Raw genomic sequence first — 19,433 nt, 5'->3', positions numbered from 1 at the left:
CAATAAAGTCAATTCAAAGGCAATAGCATTTATACAAAAGATGCAGCCACGAAGGATTACAGTTCACAAAATACGAATTGCAATCAAGAGATGGGAGGAATAGATATGTTTGGACAGGAATTAAAGAAAATGGGTATTGCCACTGCATACCGTTATATTGAGAAGAATCCAAAGGATAATTTAAGAAAGCTTATGACCTGGGTGGACCGTATCGCAGGAGAAGGTCCTGATAGCTTTGAGGAGCAAAGAAAGGTAATATGGGATGTTTTAGATCATCCAGAATCAAATATGTATCAGCTGATCATGCGTGTCATTGAAGAGGTTGATCCAGAGGTTGTGAAGACAGTATTTTCAAACTTCTTTTTAAATGCAGCTATTCTTGGATGGCCAAAACAGGAGAAGTTAAGAGCTGAATATAATTGCAATATTCCGTGGGCTATTCTTCTTGATCCGACATCTGCTTGTAATCTGCATTGTACAGGATGTTGGGCTGCTGAGTACGGCAATAAGTTAAATCTTACATTTGATGAGATTGACAGCATTATTGAACAGGGAAAAGAGCTTGGCATTTACTTCTATATTTATACCGGCGGTGAGCCGCTTGTCAGAAAGAATGATCTGATTGCACTGTGTAAGAAGCATTCTGATTGTATTTTCCTTTCATTTACAAACGCAACGCTGATTGATGAAGCTTTTGCTGATGATATGCTTCGCGTAAAGAATTTTGTTCCGGCAATCAGTGTAGAGGGCGATATGGCAGCACATGATGGCAGAAGAGGAAAGGGTTCCTACGAGAAGGTAGAGAAGGCAATGAAGCTATTAAAAGAAAAGAAGCTTCCGTTTGGTGTTTCCTGTTGCTACACAAGTGCAAACTGCGACAGTATCAGCAGTGATGAGTTTTATGATTGGCTTGTTGATAAAGGTGTATTATTTGCATGGTATTTCCACTATATGCCAGTTGGAAATGATGCAGTACCACAGCTTATGCCGACACCATCTCAGAGAGAGATGATGTATGACCGTGTTCGTTATTGCAGACGTACAAAGCCGCTCTTTGCAATCGACTTCCAGAACGATGGCGAGTATGTTGGCGGATGTGTAGCTGGAGGACGCCGTTATCTGCATATCAATGCAAATGGTGATGTAGATCCTTGTGTATTTATTCATTATTCCGACAGCAACATTCGTGAGAAAACACTTCTTGAGTGTCTGCAGTCTCCGTTATTTATGGCATATCATGAGAATCAGCCATTTAACGAAAATCATCTTCGCCCATGTCCAATGCTTGAGAATCCGCAGAAGTTACGCGAGATGGTAGCAAAGACACAGGCAAAATCAACTGATATGCAAAGCCCAGAGAGTGCAGATCATCTTTGCAGCAAGTGCGATGAGTATGCAAAGAACTGGACCCCATCAGCAGAGAAGTTGTGGAATGAGTCACATAAGAAGTAATCAATATTGAAATCTTTAAATAAAAAAGCCTTCTAGCTGTAAATATTTAGTTGATATTTGCAGTTAGGAGGCTTTTCATTTTTTTGTGGCTAAAAAAACTGTATTGACAGCCGCTAATTCTAAAGGTAAGATAACAATAAGTAAAAATTAAAAAATGTTGTCTATATAGTTGACAGGACAAAGAGGAGGAAAGCGCATGCAGAAAATGATATGGACTGGAATTGGAGTGAGTGCGGCGGCAGTCATTGGAACTGTGAGTTTGTTTGGAACAGGAAGACTTCACTTCAATAATGTTATCCAAACTCCAGCTCAGTTAGAGCAAACAGCATCAGAAAATGATCAAACTACACAATCAAGCGAAGTATTAACAGAGCAATCCGTTTATTATGCGCGTAAGCTTGGAAAGAAGGCTTCAGATGCAGAATACTTTAAGAATAGAATGATTTCAGATGATCTAATGGAATACATACAAAAGGCAGTACCACTTGCAGATGCAGTTCCGACGGAACTAATGAAGCTCAATTTGGATTCATTTACAGTGGAAGAGATGGGAGATGACTTGAAAAGTATTGCACTGACAGACACCACTGAAATCAGCGACATGATTGCAAGGTCACTTGCAACGATGATGGTAGTTACTTCTAGTGATACAAAAGCATTGGCTGCCTATGCGCTGCTTGAAGACAATCAATATTTAAATATGGAGTTGAATGCAACAGTTGGATTGTGGCTGTATTATGGAGAAGATTTGCCATCGGTATTATGTGTGTTTGTTCCAAGAGAAGGCGGTACAGAGCTAACAGTCGGTGTGCTAGATGCTGCAAGCTATGAGACAGTGCGAAAGAAAGTGGCGGAGCCATCTGATCAGAATAGTGATAACAGTGATGATGTTTTAATCGAAGTTTTGGCACAACGATCCAAGATTGACAGCGATTTGGGCTCACTTGATTACTCCTACTTAGATCAAATGACAGATGATTCTTATCCGATGGAGGGATTGCTAGAGGCTGTCACTTTAGATGAACCAGCAGATGCAACATTTTTCAATCAACTAGTTGATGAAATCATCGGTGAAATGGTCAGTGGAACAACACCAATTGATGAGCTAACACAACTTTTTACCGCCTCATCAGAAGTAGCAGACTATGTAAAAAAAGCACAAACTTGTATGGAAGAAGTAGCAAAAGGATCAACAAAGGGAACGCTCACCGCTTATAAGGTTCCTTCAAGTTCCTATTGGTCGGCAGAACAAATTGCATCTGGTGTATCAAATGGTTCTAGTATGAACCAGATAACAGCATCTAGTGTTTTGTCCCGAATAGCTCATGAGCGAACCCCACTGCATGCAATCACAACAGACTGGAAAGATGATGTTGTGTTGGCATATACGTTTTCTGACTTGGCACTTTTGATCTCGGTAGAAGAAGCAGATAATTGTTACTTGAAGATCAACACAAATTTCGTCTGGCTGGATGAAGAAAACAATGGAAACATCGTAGACCGCATGGTGAAACAGTATGGTCTTGAGCAAATGGATTTGCAGCAATAGGATTGTATATAGGATTGTACAATTTCGAAAAATTTAACGGCATAGATTGACAAAACAACTTCTCTGGTGGTACGGTATCCAAAAGGCGAACCATTAAAAAGCCCATTGAGGAGAGGTTCGTACAGAAAGGAAGCAGTGGTTTATGATTTATGCGGATCATGCGGCAACAACAAAGATGAGCGAGACAGCAAAGCTGGCGATGCTGTCTGCAATAGAAGAAAATTGGTACAATCCGTCAAGTTTATATACACCGGGACAGCAGGCATCTGGTGTGCTGATGGATGCGCGCGTAAGAATTTCACGTTGTTTAGGATGTCTTCCAAAGGAGATTTATTTTACTTCCGGCGGAAGCGAGGCTGATAATCAGGCAATTTTATCGGCAGCAGCGATTGGAAAAAGACAGGGTAAGATGCATATCATCTCAACTGCATTTGAGCATCATGCTGTTTTGCATACATTAAAAAAGCTAGAAAAAGAAGGTTTCGAGATTACGCTTCTTGATGTTGGAGAAAAGGGAATTGTAAGCCCTGTACAGGTCGCAGAAGCAATTCGTCCAGATACAATACTTGTTACGGTTATGTATGCCAATAATGAGATTGGAACTATTCAGCCAATTCGTGAGATCGGAGCAGTGTGCAGACAAAATGGTGTGCTGTTTCACACCGATGCGGTACAGGCAGCAGGTCATCTTCCTATTAATGTAAAAGAAGATCAGATTGACATGTTGTCACTGTCAGCCCATAAATTTAACGGTCCAAAGGGAATCGGAGTGTTGTACGCAAAAACAGGTGTATTTTTGACCAATCTGATCGAAGGTGGCGAACAGGAGCGAGGAAAACGTGCCGGAACGGAAAATCTTCCTGCTATAGTAGGAATGGCAGCGGCATTAGAGGAAGCTTGCTCACTTCAAAAAGAGCGCTCCATCTATGTGACAAAACTTCGTGAGCAGTTAATAAACGGACTAAAGAAAATTACAGGTGCACTGTTAAACGGAGATGCAACCAATCGTCTTCCAGGAAATGTAAACTTCTGCTTTCCGGATACCGAGGCAGAGGGACTCTTGCTCTTACTTGACAACAAAGGAATTTGTGCATCATCAGGTTCAGCATGCACATCAGGTTTTCTTGATCCAAGTCATGTGCTTCTTGCAATCGGAAGAGATAAAGAGACAGCAAGAGGTTCCCTTCGTTTGACACTTGATTATGAAAATACCAAAGAAGAGGTAGAGATGATTATTCAGGCTGTTGCTGAGACAGTTAAAATTTTACGTGGAGAATAAAATTGGCGGCTCTAAAATTAGAGCCGCCAAAATAATTACAGATATAACATTTCTGAGTACGCCATGATAAATGGACCGCTTCCTTTTCCTTCATCTGGAAGGTAATATTCAGTGATCTCATAATTATTTGTATTATTTGCACTTGCCTTTAAGTAAATATCTTCCAGTACATTGTCGTGAAGCTTAGTATTTACAATTGCGTTAAATGCTTTGATTGCAGGTTCGCGGTAGGACTCGTTAAGCCATCCTTTGCGAACACCTTTTAACATCATATAAATCATCATGGCAGTGCCGCTGACCTCAAGGCGATTTGTCGCGGTAACAGGCTGATCAGCCAGATTTGCCCATAATCCAGATTCATCCTGATACTTTAACATGCCATCTGCAAAGAGCTTTAATGCAGCTTTTCTCTCTTCAATATAGCATTCAGGAAGAACTTCCATTACATCGACCATTGCCATTGCATACCAGCCCATTGCGCGGGTCCAGTGGTACGCGCAGACATCCTCACGGCTGTTGCATGCATGATAATACATGCCATTCGGGGCAAGCATAACATCAGCAACCCAGTTCAGGCGCTCATTGATAACAGCAAGCTGCTTTGTATCACCAATTTTGGCAGCATAGTGAGCTAAAAATGGCTGCAGCATATAGATACCATCGAGCCATACCTTATACTTAGGTGGTTGTCCGCCAGCCCAGCAGTGCCAGTAGTTATTGCCAAGTGCATTTTCTGTATATTTTTCAACTACAACATCACCCTTTGAATTGACGTGCTTTGGGTCAGTCAGATCGCGGTAGAGCTCAGCCATAACATCAGCGTAAGCTGGATTTTCATCAAAAGCCTTCATTACTAGTGCAGCAGTCTTATAGCAGTCAGCACCGTGATGATCTACATATCCTGCAAGGTTGCGGCTTAAATGATATACTCCATTTTCATCAGTTACAAGCATTGCATTCAAATATTCTAATACATACTTCTTATATTCAGCACTCTCATCTGGTCGTGCTTCGTATGTATCATATAGACCTTCCATCACAACACCATTGTAATAGCTCCAGTCAAACAGATATGGTTTGACAGAAGGGGTACGCTTCTCATTATCCCATGAAAAGAACTTGTGCTCATCAGAAACGACTTCCTTTGGAATGTTGCATGAAGATTTTATAGTAAGCGCATCCACATAATTTTTTGCCTTTAAAATAGAGGCTTGAATATCAGCAGTTAAATTGCTCATAGCGATTCTCCAATCTTATTAAATTTCGTGTAAACTCAGTATACCATGGAAAGCATTGATTGGAAAGAAGAATTTGGTTTGTCCGTGAACCGTAACAGTTTCATGAGCAAAGATATTTCTTAAAAGAAATAAGGTCTGGTAATAAAAAAGAGAATATGGTATAATAGCACAGATAACGTTGAAGGGTCAAACCAACAACACGAACAAGACCAAAAAACAAAAAAGAGCGAAAAGGAGGATTGCATTATGTTAATTATAAAGAAACGAACGGTGGAGTTTGAAGTGGAAACAAGGGATTGGTGTGACGCATAGCAGTGGCTGTTGCAAATATACAATGAAAGAATTGTATTTGCTATAGCCGTTGCTTTCCGGTAAATAGTACCGCACGGAAAGCCGCTGCAGTTGCAGCGCAGATTGAGAGGAAGGCATGAGCTATAGAAAGGCAGAGGAGATACTGCCAAGAGAATTAATAGAAGTGATTCAGCAGTACGTGGACGGAGAAAATATCTACATTCCGAGAAAGCTGGAACATCGAAAGGGCTGGGGCGAGCGCACACAGGCAAGACAGGAGCTGGATGCGCGCAACAGTGCCATTTGCAGGGAGCATAGAGAGGGCGAAAGTGTCCCGCGATTATCCCAGAAATATTATCTTACAGAAAAGAGTATACAGCGGATTATCCGTCAGTATCGATAACAATAAGAATGAGGGCTGCCGAAAGGTAGCCCCCATCTTTTGAAAAAAATAGCTTTGAATTTACTTTTAACAGGAGGAAGATTTTGTGAAACAAAAACGCTTATACCAGTATATCGCGCCAAATATATTGGCAATGGTAGGAATATCATGCTACATTTTAGCAGATACTTTTTTTATTGCAACAGCACAGGGTACAAATGGTATTACTGCACTAAATCTGGCACTGCCAATTTATGGTATTATTTTTGCGATTGGTTCCATGATTGGAACAGGTTCTGCTATTCGTTACGCATTGGCAAAGGCGACTGATCAGCAGGAGGCAAAAAGATATTTTTCAAATGCATTGATATGGGATGTGATTGTCAGTGTGATCTTTATAGCAGCAGGACTGTTTTTTCCAGGGCAGGTTATGCGAGTGATGGGTGCTGACGCAGTAATCGAAGCAATTGGTATACCATATATTCGCATTGTACTATGCTTTACACCATTTTTCATGATGAATTATGCATTTACTGCATTTGTGAGAAATGATAATGCGCCGCATATTGCTATGGCAGCGACGCTTCTTAGCAGTTTGTTTAATATTGTGTTTGACTATGTATTTATGTTTCCGCTTGGAATGGGTATGACAGGTGCAGCTCTTGCAACAGCAGTTTCACCAATTGTAAGTATTTTGATTTGTATGGTGCACTACCTGTCACCAAAAAGTAGCGTATCATTTCACTTTATGGTACCGTCTGTAAAAATGCTGATTTCCTCTTGCAGTCTTGGCATAGTCGCTTTTGTCGGAGAGATTGCAAGTGCAGTTACAACGATGGTCTTTAATTTTGTCCTTCTTGGACTTGATGGAAATACAGCAGTTGCTGCTTACGGTGTAATTGCCAATACAGCGCTTGTAGGTACAGCTATTTTCAACGGTGTTTCCCAGGGACTTCAGCCTCTTGCAAGTGAGGCGCATGCAAAGGGAGAGGCAGAGGAAAAGAAGAAGATTTTGACAAAGAGTGTTTTAACTGGCATTGTGTTAACAGTTGTTTTGATTGGCAGCGTATGGATTTTTGCACCACAGATTACCGATGTATTTAATAGTGAACACTCAGAACAGTTGGCTGCGTATGCAGTACCGGGAATTAGAATCTATTTTGCTGGCTTCTTTGCAGCAGCAATCAATATTATTTTTGCCGGATTTTTGAGTGCAACCGACCATGCAAAAGAATCCTCAATTGTGGCAATCACCAGAGGAATTGTCGCAATCATTGCGTTTGCATTGATTCTTCCAAAGTTTCTTGGAATCACGGGTGTGTGGCTGGCATTTCCGGCGGCAGAGGTGCTTACTCTTTTTGTAGCACTTGTGATATCGAAAAAAAACTAAGAATTTGTTTTTTTTAAACGTAATAAAAAGTAGAAGTTAACAAAATCGCTTGACGTAAGTCTCAATCACGGGTATCATAGAAATCCAGGGAATGTGAATTTTTTCACAGCTTCTCTGGATTTTTTGATACCACAGCTGCAAAGCAGTGATTAAGCCTGATAGGGCGGTTTTGCGCATGATAGGCGTGGGTGAGCTGTTTCTTACTAAAATCAGCGAATCCGGTGTTTAGGAATTGCTAAGCTCTCAGCAGCGCATCAATTCGTAGGTATCAATATATCTTATGTACAAGTAAGGAAAGAAGATATCCATTTTGGATATCAGCGATGGAAGGCGCGAAAGAAAATGACACAGTTTGAATCAAGAAATATAACAATGATGATGGATCTGTATGAAATGACAATGGCATACGGATACTTCAAGGAAAATGACACAGAGAAGAAGGTCGCATTTGATGTATTTTACCGTAAGAACCCAGATGGCGGCGGATTTTCTATTTTTGCCGGACTTGAGCAGGTGATCGAGTATCTGGAAAATATGCATTTTGAGGATGAGGATGTTGAATACTTCCGTTCATTAAATCTGTTTGATGAGGATTTTCTTGCTTATTTAAAAAATTTCCGTTTCAATGGAGATGTTTATGCATTTGAAGAGGGAACGATCATGTATCCAAATGAGCCAGTTGTAACAGTTGTTGCACCGTTAATTGAGGCACAGCTTGTTGAGACCGCAATTTTGGCCCAGATCAATCATCAGAGTCTGATTGCTACAAAGGCAAGAAGAATCGTAAAGGCAGCGGCAGGACGCGGTGTATCTGATTTTGGTGCAAGACGTGCACACAACATGGATGCAGCTATTTACGGTGCTCGTGCTTCCTACATTGGTGGTGTAAATGGTACTGCAACAGTTAGTGCAGGTCAGATGTTTGGTATTCCGGTTGGCGGAACTCATGCACACAGCTGGGTAATGGAACACAGCGATGAGCTGACAGCTTTTAGAAGCTATGCAAAGGTATTCCCAAATAATTGTACACTTCTTGTTGACACATATGATGTTTTAAAGTCTGGCGTTCCGAATGCAATCAAGGTATTTCAGGAGATGAAGGATGCAGGAATCCCGCTGACACGTTATGGCATTCGTCTTGACAGCGGCGACCTTGCATATCTGTCCAGAAAGGCAAGAAAGATGCTTGATAAGGCTGGTTTTACAGATGCAAAGATCGTTGTATCAAACAGCTTAGATGAATATACAATCACTTCTATTCTTTCTCAGGGTGGATGCATCGACAGCTTTGGTGTTGGTGAGCGCATGATTACAGCAAAGACTGATCCTGTTTTTGGCGCTGTTTATAAGATCTGCGCAGTTGAGGAAAATGGTAAATTTGCACCGAGAATTAAGGTTTCTGAGACAGTTGAAAAGATAACTAATCCGGGACTAAAGAGTGTATATCGTGTATATGATGAGGAAGGTCATGCAGTGGCAGATCTGATTACTGGTTTTGACGAGAAAGTTGACTTTAGCACACCGTATCGCTATGTTGATCCAGAGAAGCCATGGAAGAACAGAAGCTATGAGAATTGCACTGCAAAGCCGCTTCTTCATAAGGTAATTGAGAGTGGAAAGCGCCTGACAAAGACAAAGACGCTTCAGGAACTTCAGGCTTATGTAAAGAAACAGCTTGACAATGAGATCTGGGAAGAGGAGCAGCGTTTCGAGAATCCGCATAAGCATTACATTGATATGAGCCCGGATTACTACGAGATGAAGATGAGCATGCTTCACAATATCAGAACTGTATAAGCTTGCTTTGCAACAGAGCAATTCGTAAGTATCGTAATAACAGATAGTGAAACAGAAGGGAGCAAAAGTCGGTGAAAAAATTTGCAATCATTGGCGGGTCTTTTAACCCGGTGACAAAGGCTCATGTAGAGATCGGACAGATCGCGAGTAAAGAACTGCCAGGTTGGCAGATTTTATATATCCCGGCACCAGATCGCTTTTTGACATCATGGAAGTCGATGGAGAAAAAAGAGATCCTGTCGGGAAAAAAGCGACTTTTGCTGCTAGAAAAAGCAGTAAAGCCACATGGATTTTTGTGTGAGGACTGCGAGGTATTTGGAAAGACAAGCGCAAGAACCTATGATACGATGCAGTATTTAAGAGATCGTTATGGACAGGAGACTGAGCTTGTCTATGTCTGTGGTACCGATAAGCTTTCAGAGCTTTCAACTTGGTATAATCCAGAAGGAATTTTTACACTTTCTAAGATTTTGGTGATTCCAAGGGATGGAGACGAGCCTGAGAAAATGATTGAAGAAATTCCATTTTTAAGTGAGCGTCGTGATCGAATTTTGGTTAGCCATGAGCCGAGAGTCTATCCAGATTTTAGTGCGACAAAAGTGCGTGACAGTTTAAAATCAGGTGATGGAAAGTGGAGAGAGTTTGTGCCAGATGAGATTGTATCAGACTTAGAAAAGATTTCTGCATCTGAGCAGGACACATCAATCGTGTGACATCAAACTGGGAACGAAAAATGAAAAGAAATAGAGAGGTGTACAAATGGCATTGAGTAAGAGCGGCTATATAAAAGCAGTGGCAGTTCATATGAAAACGTCACTGGGAAGACCAATGGAGAATGCAAAGGAGATTGTAAGGCAGGTAAAGCAGTATGAGGCGAAAAATCCAGACCTGATTGTGTTTGGCGAGCTTTCAATAAGCGGTTACAGCTGTGGTGATCTGTTTTTGCAGTCCTTTATGGATGAACAGTGCAGAATGGCAATTTCCTATCTGCGTGACAATCTGCCGCAGTCAGATACACTTCTTACAATCGGTGCACCACTTCGAAAGGATGGCATGTTGTTTAACACGGCACTGATTTTTAAGGGAAATGAGCTGCTTGGTATTGTGCCGAAGACCTTTGTGCCGAATTATAGTGAGTTTTATGAGAAGAGATGGTTTGCAGGGGCAGACCAGCGTTTTTCAGATACGATTCACTATGATGAGGTTTTCTATGATGAAGGCGCTTCACTGAATGATGAACGAACATTCCCATTCACACCGAATCTTATTATTGAGGGACGAAATGGTATTCGCCTTGCATGCGAGATATGTGAAGATCTGTGGGTTAATATTCCACCGAGTTCATTTCATGCATCAGCAGGAGCAAATGTGATTGCAAATCTGTCAGCATCAAATGATGTTGTAACGAAACCAGAGTATCGCAGAGATTTAGTTCGCATGCAGTCCGGTACTAATATGTGTGCTTATGTATATTGTTCTTCGGGAAGTGGTGAGAGTACAACTGATCTGATTTTCTCAGGTCATAATATTATTGCAGCAAATGGAACAATTCTGGCGGACAGCAACAAAGAAGCGACAGAGGCACTTATTGATCTGGAGCGAATTAATAACGACCGAATAAAGAATAACAGTATTTCCTATGCAGCAGCAAGATATTCGAAGATGGCATCAAATGGAAAAGGTTATGTAAGACTCCATACGCAGACAAGCAGCGTAGTACATTGGCCAGAATCATTAAATCCATATCCATTTGTTCCATCAGAGGCAGAGCGTGCCGGAAGATGCAAAGAGATCATGCGCCTTCAGGCGACAGGTCTTGCAGAGCGTCTGACAAAGATTGGCATCCGCAAGTGTGTAATAGGTGTATCAGGTGGTCTTGACTCAACACTGGCTCTCCTTGTCATTAAAGAAGCATATGATATGCTTGGCTGGCCGCTTACAGATATCATCGGAATCACCATGCCGGGATTTGGAACAACTGATCTTACAAAGACTAATTCATGGAAATTAATGGAGCAGCTTGGCATTACGATTCGAATGATCAATATTACAGATGCATGTCTTCAGCACTTTAAAGATATCGGTCACAAACGCGACAGCTACGATGTCACCTATGAGAATACACAGGCAAGAGAGCGCACGCAGATTTTGATGGATATCGCAAACAAAGAGGGTGGTATTGTCGTTGGAACTGGTGATATGTCTGAGTTGGCACTTGGATGGTGTACCTACAATGGCGATCATATGTCTATGTATGCAGTAAATGTCAGCGTACCGAAGACACTTGTTAAATATCTGGTGCGCGCTTATGCTGAGCTTCATCCAGCTGTCCATGATACGCTCGAATCTATCTGTGACACAATCATCAGTCCAGAACTTCTGCCACCAGATGCCGAGGGAAACATTGCCCAGTCAACCGAGGCAACGATTGGAAAGTACGATCTGCATGACTTCTTCTTATATCATTTTGTTCGAAATGGCTTCACAAAAGAGAAGATTCAAAAGCTTGCAGAGATAGCATTTGCACAGAAGAATGTGACAAAAGAGGAGATTGCATCGACACTCGATAACTTCTTTAGACGTTTCTATGCACAGCAGTTCAAGCGCTCCTGTCTGCCGGATGGTCCTAAGGTCGGTACTGTATCATTATCACCGCGCGGCGACTGGAGAATGCCGTCTGATGCGAAGAATCCGTATTAAGTGCAACCCGGAAAGCTTACGAAGGGGGCTTCGGCGCTTGTTTTGTCGGCCTCACTTTTCCGCAGGCACCTGTTACGTTGTTTATTATCGTACTTTACTTTGAAAGTCCTGCTACAACGTTCCGCCTCGTAAAAGCAAGACGCCTCAACCCCCACTACAAATTGAAAATAGTCCGAGAAGTTTGTGAAAATAAGAGAAAATAATTATTTAAAAAGAACTTTGGTTATATATAACTAACCGAAGTTCTTTTTTTACATTTTAATAGCTTGACAGAAAATGGAAACTTGTGATATAGTATCCTAAGGTTAGTTATAACTAATTTTAGGGAGGCATAATGAACACAAAGGATATCAGAAAAATTGCGATATACGGCAAGGGCGGTATTGGAAAGTCAACGACGACATCCAATCTGTCGGCGGCGCTTGCAAAAAAGGGTTACCAGGTGATGCAGATCGGATGCGACCCGAAGGCAGATTCTACAAAAAACCTGATGGGGGGAAAACGAATTCCAACTGTTCTTGAGCAGATTAAGACAAAGGGCGAGGAACTTACGCTGGAGGATATCGTATTTAAAGGCTTTGGCGGCGTACTGTGCGTGGAATCTGGAGGACCGACACCGGGCGTAGGATGTGCAGGACGAGGAATTATATCTGCATTTGAAAAGCTTGAAGAACTGGAAGCATTTGAAACCTATCAGCCAGACATTGTGATATATGACGTGCTTGGCGATGTTGTATGCGGTGGATTTGCAATGCCGATTCGAGGTGGATATGCAAAAGATGTGTATGTTGTTTCATCTGGTGAGATGATGTCATTATATGCAGCAAACAACATTGCAAGCGCAATTCGTAATTTCGGCAAGCGAGGCTATGCGCAGCTTCGCGGATTGATTTTGAATGCAAAAAATATTGAAAACGAACGCGAGATTGTTGCAAAGGCAGTCGAGGAAATTGGTACGCAGGTAGTCTGTTATGTTCCGCGTTCGCCAGAGATTCAGGAAGCAGAGAATCGGGGAGGAACAGTATTTGAGTTTTTAACAAATTCTGTGATGCAGGGCGTTTATAACGAACTGGCTGACCGAATTCTTGCAGATGCATGACAGATACCAACGAATTGCTTCGTTGCGATGCAACTCTCGCAATTCTAAAAACATTCGGATTCGCTGATTTGCAATGCAAATCGCTGCATCCTCATGTTTTTGACGGGTCTCAAGCTCAAAAGCCTTATCGTGCAAGCACGATCGGCTTTTAGAGCTTTTGCCCCTGGTATCACAAATCAAAGCCGAAAGGCAGCCTATGGGCAGAAAGGAAAAGAAAATGAAGAATACAAAGTTACAGGCAATGATCATGGCAGGAGCAATGGCAGCAAGCTCTTTTAGCGCAATGAGCGTATTTGCAGATGAAACTACATCTGAGGCAGCAACTGAGGCAGTAAGTGCAGCAGAGGTTGATACCGAGGGCAAGTTTGTCTTGGAGTATCCAGAGGATATGCAGGAGTTAGGCTACACCGATCCGATCGTGCTTGACGAGGTTCCGGAGCGCGTTGTCTCCTTATCCGCAGCACCAGTTCTGGCACTGTATGAGCTGGGTGTAAATTTAGTCGGTATTCCAAACAGCATGGTTGTAACTTGGCCGGAGGATCTTCAGGAGAGCACCGAAACTGTTTCCTTCTCTGTTATGAGTCCGGACGATTTTGATTATGAGAGCGTTGTTGATCTTGAGCCGGATCTGGTTTTGCTTGCTTACAATGGCGCCGATACTGCGGGAAAGACACTGGAATCCTTAGGAATCCCGGTTTACTATATCTATGCAGGTCATACCGTTCCATACGAGTCCATCGTAGGACAGACAAATGCACTGATTGATGCATTTTCCGTTGATGAGGAGTCTGCTGCAGCTGGTGAGAAGATTCGTGAGCGTTTTGAAGCATTGGATCAGAACATAGAAGCAGCAAAGGAAGCATTCGATGGCAAGACAGTTATGGTACTTCAGTCCAGCGGTGATGCTCATTATATCCAGACTGAGAACGGAACACTTGGAAGCATGGCAGCAATGATCGGCTTTGAGAATGTGTACACAAATGATCAGTCATCCATGGTACAGTTAGACTATGAGCAGGCACTTGACTATGATCCAGACATCGTTATGTGTGTAGGTGCAGAGGATGCAGAGGGTCATAAGGAACTGATGGAAAAAGCATTTGCAGAAAATCCAGAGTATTGGAACAGCATCCCGGCAATCGCAGAAGGAAGAGTTCTGTATCTGCCAGTATCTTATGTATCTACAGCAGGAATCAATGTAATCGATTGCATAAATGATCTGATCGGAACCGTTGCAGACTTTTACGGAATCGAAGTAGAGACCATCTCTGTTGACGAGGAAGAGGAATCCGAGCAGGCAACTGGTGAGGACGCATCCGAGGAGAATACATCTGACGAGGCAGACGAGTCTGCAGCTGAGACAAAATAATGAGCGAGCACAAGAAAAATAAAAATAACCGAAGCGGCAACCAGCTGTTAAAGACGGGAATGGTATGGACCATTCTTCTGGCTGCGTTGGCAGCGGTATTTGTACTTAGCATTGCAATTGGAAGTTCTGGCTATCCACTTTCAGAGGTCCTTCGGGGCCTCTGGGATACCGAAGCTGGAAAAATCCGAATTATCGTGTTTAATCTGCGTTTGCCAAGAGCAGTACTTGCAATTATGGTGGGCGCGTGTCTTTCGGCAGCAGGTGCTATTTTGCAGGCTGTGATGCGTAATCCCTTAGCTGATCCTGGCACCATTGGTGTATCAGCAGGTGCAGGCGCAGCGGCGATTACAATTCTTCTTTTGTTTCCGAGTTTGACTTATTCTGTTCCGTTGTTTGCATTTGGCGGAGCCGCACTTGCATGTGTATTAATCTATCTGCTTGCATGGAAGGATGGTGTGGATCCGGTGCGAATCATTTTGTCAGGTGTCGCTGTCAATTCTGTCTTAGGAGGCTATAACTCCTTCTTACAGCTGCAAAACAGCGATAACTTAAACGGAGTTTTGTCTTTTATGAACGGAAGTTTCTCAGGTGGAAACTGGACACAGGTGCGTGTAATGGCAGTGTATGCCGTGATTGGACTTGTGCTTGCATGTTTTTGTATCCGAAATGCCAATGCACTTCAGTTGGGAGATGAAATGGCCAAAAATCTTGGCATTCGCGTAAATGCGAGCCGTATCGTGCTGTCTGGTGTTTCCGCATTTTTGGCAGCGGCTACGGTTTCTGAGGTCGGAATGATCGGCTTTGTCGGTCTTGTTGCACCGCACATTGCAAGAATGTTAGTCGGTTCGGACTACAAAGTGTTACTTCCAACAAGTATCCTGACGGGAAGCGTGATGGTACTGCTTGCCGATACAGTGGGAAGAACAATTTGGCCTGGTACAGAGATTCCGGTTGGCGTTATGATGAGTGTATTTGGAGGACCATTCTTCCTGTATATGCTCAGAAAGAGAGGTAGTTTCAATGGAGCTTGAGGCAAGTGGACTGCAAATTGGCTATGGAGAACACGTGATCGTAAACCAAATGGATGTGTCTATTGCAAGAGATAAAATCACAACAATTATCGGACCAAATGGCTCTGGAAAATCGACACTGTTAAAGGCACTCACGAGACTGATTCGTTATCAGAAGGGAAATGTTTTGCTGGATGGCTGCGATATTCAGACAATGAAGCCAAAAGCATTAGCTAAAAAGCTCGGAGTGCTGCCGCAGATTCATACGGCACCGTCCGATTTTCGTGTAAAGGAGCTTGTCGGCTATGGTCGTATGCCGCACCAAAAGTTAATGGCAGGAAAGAGTAAAGAGGATGAGGAAGTCATCCGTTGGGCAATGGAAGTCACAGGCACTTGGAAATTCCGCGACAAGTCAATTTACGAGATTTCAGGAGGAGAGACGCAGCGTGTGTGGATTGCTACCGTACTTGCGCAGAAGCCGGAAATCATGTTTTTGGATGAGCCAACGACCTATCTGGACATTTCTCATCAGCTTGAGACGATGAATCTGGTGAAAAAATTAAATCGCGAGACGGGAATCGGTGTGGTTATGGTGCTGCATGATTTGGCGCAGGCGATGGAAGTCAGCGATCATGTGATTGTGATCCGTGACGGGGAAAAGTACGATGAGGGTGCACCGCAGAATGTCATCACATCAAAGATGATGAAGGACGTCTATCAGGTGGAGTGTGAGATCTTGAATGTGCCTGGACGCGAAAAGCCGCTGCTTGCGTATGCAGCAATCTGAAAATGAGTATCTAGTGCCTTGCAATTTTTCTGCATTCAGGCACTTTTGTGAATAACATAAAAATGAAGAAAGAGGATATTATGGGATTAAATGGAGAAAAGATGCTCCAGAGCCTGAAACACCTAAGTCAGGTTGACAAGATGAAGCAGGTTGAGCCGATGTCTTATGCACTGTTTCCAGGCTATCATTGTCCGTTAATGGGTGCTATGCTGACAATCCGTGCGATTAAGGATAGTGTGATGTTGGTACTCGGCCCAGATGAGTGTGCCTACTATACAAAAATGGCAACTTCTGGAAATGGAAGCATGTCGGCGGATGGCTGTCAGATCGTGTCTGTTGTACTAGAGCAGCATGATGTCACCTTTGGCTGTCAGGAGAAGCTTGAGGAGGCAATGGAAGAATTAAACGATGAATATCATCCGAAGGCTGTTTTCATCGTAACCACCTGCGTACCAGAAATTACCGGTGATGATGTGGAGTCAATGGCAGATTTATTTACCGATCAGTATGGCTTCCCAGTTATGGTCGTTCACGCAGAGAATTTTAAGACCGATGACCATCTGCCAGGTATTGAGCATACGCTTGAAGTCTGTTGTGCGATGATGCAGCCGCAGGAAAAGACTGACTGCGTTAATGTACTTGGTCTGCGGCTGGGTGATTTTACAAAAACAGAGGTGTACCGCGTATTGCAGGAGCAAAGCATTCCAGTAGGAATGCAGCTGCCAGGAAATAGTAGTGCAGAGGAAATCGAAAGAGCACCGCAGGCAGCAGTCAATCTAGTCGTTCATCCAGTTGGATTAGCGCTTGCAAAAAAAATGAAGCGAAAGTTTGGAACACCGTATATAGTATTTGAGCGCTACAGCGATCCAGACCGCATTTATCAGTCTTACAAAGAATTATTTGAAATTCTTGAAAAGCCACTTCCAGAAAAGCTTGCTGGCTGGTATCAGGAGGCAAAAAAGCGCTCAGAGGCAGCAAAGCCTATACTTGATGGCAAAACTTATTTTAGTGGAAATACAGCGCTTTGTAACTATGAACTTCACAGTTTTCTGACTGGTCTTGGAATGAAGCCGCTTCTGTTACAGATCTCGGATTTGACTGCACAAGATGAACAGTGGCGTAAAGAGATTTTGACGCACTGCGATCCATATGTGACAAGAGCAGCCAATATTGGACCTTTGCAATATCTATATCCAGTATTAAAACCTAAATTTAACATTGGAGCTGGAAATGCGAAAGAGATGAAAACATCTGGCACACAGATGATTCGCATGATGCAGGCCTACAATGTGCTAGGTTTCGAGGTGAACGAGATGGTTGTGAATGCATTTGTTCAGGCACAAAAAGGAGGGATGAAATGAGTCTATGTAGATTTTACCCGCCGGCGTCCGACCGCATGGCGATCATATGGAGCCTGATGCCGATTCAGAATGCGATTGTACTTGAGTACGGCCCGGCTGGAACAACTCATTTTGGTGGTGGCCTTTACAGCTCGCTTGGCATTCGACTTAGCCAGTCTCTTTTTACAACTCATATCAGTGAAGATGATGTCATAATGGGAGATGTCACTCGCTTGGAAAAGGCGATTGTCGAGATTGATGAGACCTATGAGCCAAAGGTAATTTTCGTTGTGGCATCAGCCGTTATTGCTGTCATTGGAACAGACATCAAAGGTGTCTGCCGCTATATGCAGGAAAAGGTCAATGCAAAGTTAGTTGCCTTTGAGGATGGAGGTTTTCGCGGTGATTATACCTACGGACTTCGTGCTGTCTATAAGCTTTTGGCAAAGCAAATCGCAAAGGATTGTTATAAAAAAGAGGAAAAGACTTATCAGATCATCGGTGCGTCGGCTGGTTCCTACCGAATCCGTTCCGACGTGTGGGAGTTACAGCAGCTGATGAGTGAAGCATTTGACTGGAAGTGTAGAATGGTGATGGGACTTGAATCTGATATTGAAGATCTTGAGACGGCAGGGGCAGCAAGACTTAATCTCATTATTCGAAATGAGGCGCTTGAAGCAGGAAATAGTTTAAAGGATCGCTTTGGGACACCTTTTGTCTATGGTGCGCCGTATGGCTATCAAGGAACCATCGACTGGTTAAAGCAGATTTCGGCTGTGATTGGAGAGCCAATCAACGAAGAATTGCTTGCTCGCATCGAAGAAAAACAGGCTGATTTGATGCCGATGGGCGGTGGACCAATGGCAAGCATGAGAAGAAAGCCGGCACAGGCCACTATTCAAGCTGATTACGATACATTACTTGGATTAGCCAGTGCAATGCGAGAGCTTGACATTGAACTGACTGCTCTGATTTGCAGTCACAGCCTAAAGGCAATTGAATCTCCAAATGCAGACGTTACCTACTATGCAAAGGAGAAAGATCGACTTGATTTATATCAGACACTTCATGGCCAGTGGGTGCTCGGCGATAGCGTGATGGAAAGCTGCGTGCCACAGGACACCTATTTTACCTGTGTGAGTTTCCCGTTCTCTGGAAAACCACAGATTGCCCACCATCTTCCATTCATGGGCGAGAAGGGCATGGATTATTTGAGAGAATGCAAGGAACTGTACTTCGATTAGCTAGAGATTTGATAGCAGAGCTATATGGTGACGGAGCAATTCACCAGTGCCAGGTGATAAAATATTTCAATAATAGAGTTCGCACTTGACAAATACTCTCTTGGGGCATACGATAAACATACCCCAAGGGGGTATGATTTTGCTAAGAAAAGGCAGGTGTAGATAATATGATCAAGACAACATTAAAAATCGACGGAATGATGTGTGGCATGTGCGAGGCACATATGAACGAGTTGATTCGCAACAATTTCAAGGTAAAAAAAGTCTCCTCATCAGCAAAGGATGGAGAGACTGTTGTAATCAGTGAGGATGCACTGGATATTCCGTGGGCAAAAAATAAGATCAAAGAGATCGGATATGAGCTTGTCTCCTACGAGAGTGAGCCATATGAGAAAAAGGGCTTTTTCCACTTTGGAAGAAAGTGATTTGTTATAAAAATTTTAGGCGAAAACCTGGGATGAAGCCAAGAAATATTTTTCTAAATCTTTAATGTCGATATCTTCTGA

The 19,433-nt window shown here is 42.9% G+C and carries 16 protein-coding genes; 15 read left to right on the top strand and 1 reads right to left on the bottom strand.

Annotated elements, in window-relative coordinates; translation table 11 throughout:
- Positions 1 to 105 precede the first annotated feature (105 nt).
- From WJP93_RS00705 to WJP93_RS00695, 3 genes are all read left to right on the top strand, one after another.
- A complete protein-coding gene (locus tag WJP93_RS00705; RefSeq protein WP_337546287.1) occupies positions 106 to 1,452 on the top strand; it encodes a radical SAM protein in 1,347 nt (448 codons plus the stop codon).
- Between the two features lie 196 nt (positions 1,453 to 1,648).
- Positions 1,649 to 3,001, top strand: a complete 1,353-nt coding sequence (locus WJP93_RS00700) for a hypothetical protein (RefSeq protein WP_337546285.1) — start codon at positions 1,649 to 1,651, stop codon at positions 2,999 to 3,001.
- 142 nt (positions 3,002 to 3,143) lie between these two features.
- Positions 3,144 to 4,280, top strand: coding sequence for a cysteine desulfurase family protein (locus WJP93_RS00695; protein WP_337546283.1), 1,137 nt, complete (start codon positions 3,144 to 3,146; stop codon positions 4,278 to 4,280).
- 35 nt (positions 4,281 to 4,315) lie between these two features.
- Here WJP93_RS00695 and WJP93_RS00690 read toward each other — a convergent pair whose 3' ends face one another.
- The gene (locus WJP93_RS00690; RefSeq protein WP_337546282.1) at positions 4,316 to 5,518 is read right to left on the bottom strand and encodes a glycoside hydrolase family 88 protein; all 1,203 of its coding nucleotides are present in this window, start codon (positions 5,516 to 5,518) and stop codon (positions 4,316 to 4,318) included.
- Positions 5,519 to 5,945: 427 nt separating this feature from the next.
- Here WJP93_RS00690 and WJP93_RS00685 point away from each other — a divergent pair, with 427 nt between their 5' ends.
- The 12 genes from WJP93_RS00685 (at position 5,946) to WJP93_RS00630 (ending at position 19,352) form a co-directional block, all read left to right on the top strand.
- Entirely contained in the window at positions 5,946 to 6,212 is a 267-nt protein-coding gene (locus tag WJP93_RS00685) for a CD3324 family protein (protein ID WP_308730820.1), read from the top strand.
- A gap of 85 nt (positions 6,213 to 6,297) precedes the next feature.
- Positions 6,298 to 7,581 (top strand): MATE family efflux transporter, encoded by a 1,284-nt coding sequence (locus WJP93_RS00680; protein ID WP_337546280.1) that lies wholly within the window; start codon positions 6,298 to 6,300, stop codon positions 7,579 to 7,581.
- Positions 7,582 to 7,923: 342 nt separating this feature from the next.
- Positions 7,924 to 9,378: a nicotinate phosphoribosyltransferase gene (locus WJP93_RS00675; protein WP_118612128.1), complete on the top strand. Its 1,455-nt coding sequence runs from the start codon at positions 7,924 to 7,926 to the stop codon at positions 9,376 to 9,378.
- A gap of 71 nt (positions 9,379 to 9,449) precedes the next feature.
- Positions 9,450 to 10,091, top strand: a complete 642-nt coding sequence (locus WJP93_RS00670) for a nicotinate-nicotinamide nucleotide adenylyltransferase (RefSeq protein ID WP_337546279.1) — start codon at positions 9,450 to 9,452, stop codon at positions 10,089 to 10,091.
- Between the two features lie 46 nt (positions 10,092 to 10,137).
- Entirely contained in the window at positions 10,138 to 12,078 is a 1,941-nt protein-coding gene (locus tag WJP93_RS00665) for an NAD(+) synthase (RefSeq protein WP_337546278.1), read from the top strand.
- A 349-nt stretch (positions 12,079 to 12,427) separates the two neighbouring features.
- Positions 12,428 to 13,177, top strand: coding sequence for a nitrogenase iron protein NifH (locus WJP93_RS00660; protein WP_262538059.1), 750 nt, complete (start codon positions 12,428 to 12,430; stop codon positions 13,175 to 13,177).
- A gap of 217 nt (positions 13,178 to 13,394) precedes the next feature.
- Entirely contained in the window at positions 13,395 to 14,546 is a 1,152-nt protein-coding gene (locus WJP93_RS00655; protein ID WP_262538049.1) for an ABC transporter substrate-binding protein, read from the top strand.
- Entirely contained in the window at positions 14,546 to 15,577 is a 1,032-nt protein-coding gene (locus tag WJP93_RS00650; protein WP_262538050.1) for an iron ABC transporter permease, read from the top strand. Before WJP93_RS00655 ends, WJP93_RS00650 begins: the two co-directional genes overlap by 1 nt.
- Positions 15,567 to 16,343: an ABC transporter ATP-binding protein gene (locus tag WJP93_RS00645; RefSeq protein WP_262538051.1), complete on the top strand. Its 777-nt coding sequence runs from the start codon at positions 15,567 to 15,569 to the stop codon at positions 16,341 to 16,343. The genes WJP93_RS00650 and WJP93_RS00645 overlap by 11 nt, the downstream gene beginning before the upstream one ends.
- An 80-nt stretch (positions 16,344 to 16,423) precedes the next feature.
- Positions 16,424 to 17,704, top strand: a complete 1,281-nt coding sequence (locus WJP93_RS00640) for a nitrogenase component 1 (protein WP_227101242.1) — start codon at positions 16,424 to 16,426, stop codon at positions 17,702 to 17,704.
- Positions 17,701 to 18,927 (top strand): nitrogenase component 1, encoded by a 1,227-nt coding sequence (locus WJP93_RS00635; RefSeq protein WP_337546276.1) that lies wholly within the window; start codon positions 17,701 to 17,703, stop codon positions 18,925 to 18,927. The genes WJP93_RS00640 and WJP93_RS00635 overlap by 4 nt, the downstream gene beginning before the upstream one ends.
- Positions 18,928 to 19,094: 167 nt before the next feature.
- Positions 19,095 to 19,352, top strand: coding sequence for a heavy-metal-associated domain-containing protein (locus WJP93_RS00630; RefSeq protein ID WP_262538054.1), 258 nt, complete (start codon positions 19,095 to 19,097; stop codon positions 19,350 to 19,352).
- Positions 19,353 to 19,433: the final 81 nt, after the last annotated feature.

This window comes from Anthropogastromicrobium sp. (assembly GCF_037349415.1).
GTDB classification, from domain to species: Bacteria; Bacillota; Clostridia; order Lachnospirales; family Lachnospiraceae; genus Anthropogastromicrobium; species Anthropogastromicrobium aceti.
Note: the sequence above shows the minus strand (reverse complement) of the source record. Positions and strands in the feature narration are given on the sequence as shown.

Coding starts and splice junctions, on each gene's coding strand:
- WJP93_RS00665 (WP_337546278.1), top strand. CDS start 10,138: ATGGCATTGAGTAAGAGCGGCTATATAAAAGCAGTGGCAGTTCATATG.
- WJP93_RS00635 (WP_337546276.1), top strand. CDS start 17,701: ATGAGTCTATGTAGATTTTACCCGCCGGCGTCCGACCGCATGGCGATC.
- WJP93_RS00685 (WP_308730820.1), top strand. CDS start 5,946: ATGAGCTATAGAAAGGCAGAGGAGATACTGCCAAGAGAATTAATAGAA.
- WJP93_RS00655 (WP_262538049.1), top strand. CDS start 13,395: ATGAAGAATACAAAGTTACAGGCAATGATCATGGCAGGAGCAATGGCA.
- WJP93_RS00640 (WP_227101242.1), top strand. CDS start 16,424: ATGGGATTAAATGGAGAAAAGATGCTCCAGAGCCTGAAACACCTAAGT.
- WJP93_RS00700 (WP_337546285.1), top strand. CDS start 1,649: ATGCAGAAAATGATATGGACTGGAATTGGAGTGAGTGCGGCGGCAGTC.
- WJP93_RS00675 (WP_118612128.1), top strand. CDS start 7,924: ATGACACAGTTTGAATCAAGAAATATAACAATGATGATGGATCTGTAT.
- WJP93_RS00650 (WP_262538050.1), top strand. CDS start 14,546: ATGAGCGAGCACAAGAAAAATAAAAATAACCGAAGCGGCAACCAGCTG.
- WJP93_RS00645 (WP_262538051.1), top strand. CDS start 15,567: ATGGAGCTTGAGGCAAGTGGACTGCAAATTGGCTATGGAGAACACGTG.
- WJP93_RS00695 (WP_337546283.1), top strand. CDS start 3,144: ATGATTTATGCGGATCATGCGGCAACAACAAAGATGAGCGAGACAGCA.
- WJP93_RS00705 (WP_337546287.1), top strand. CDS start 106: ATGTTTGGACAGGAATTAAAGAAAATGGGTATTGCCACTGCATACCGT.
- WJP93_RS00690 (WP_337546282.1), bottom strand. CDS start 5,518: ATGAGCAATTTAACTGCTGATATTCAAGCCTCTATTTTAAAGGCAAAA.
- WJP93_RS00630 (WP_262538054.1), top strand. CDS start 19,095: ATGATCAAGACAACATTAAAAATCGACGGAATGATGTGTGGCATGTGC.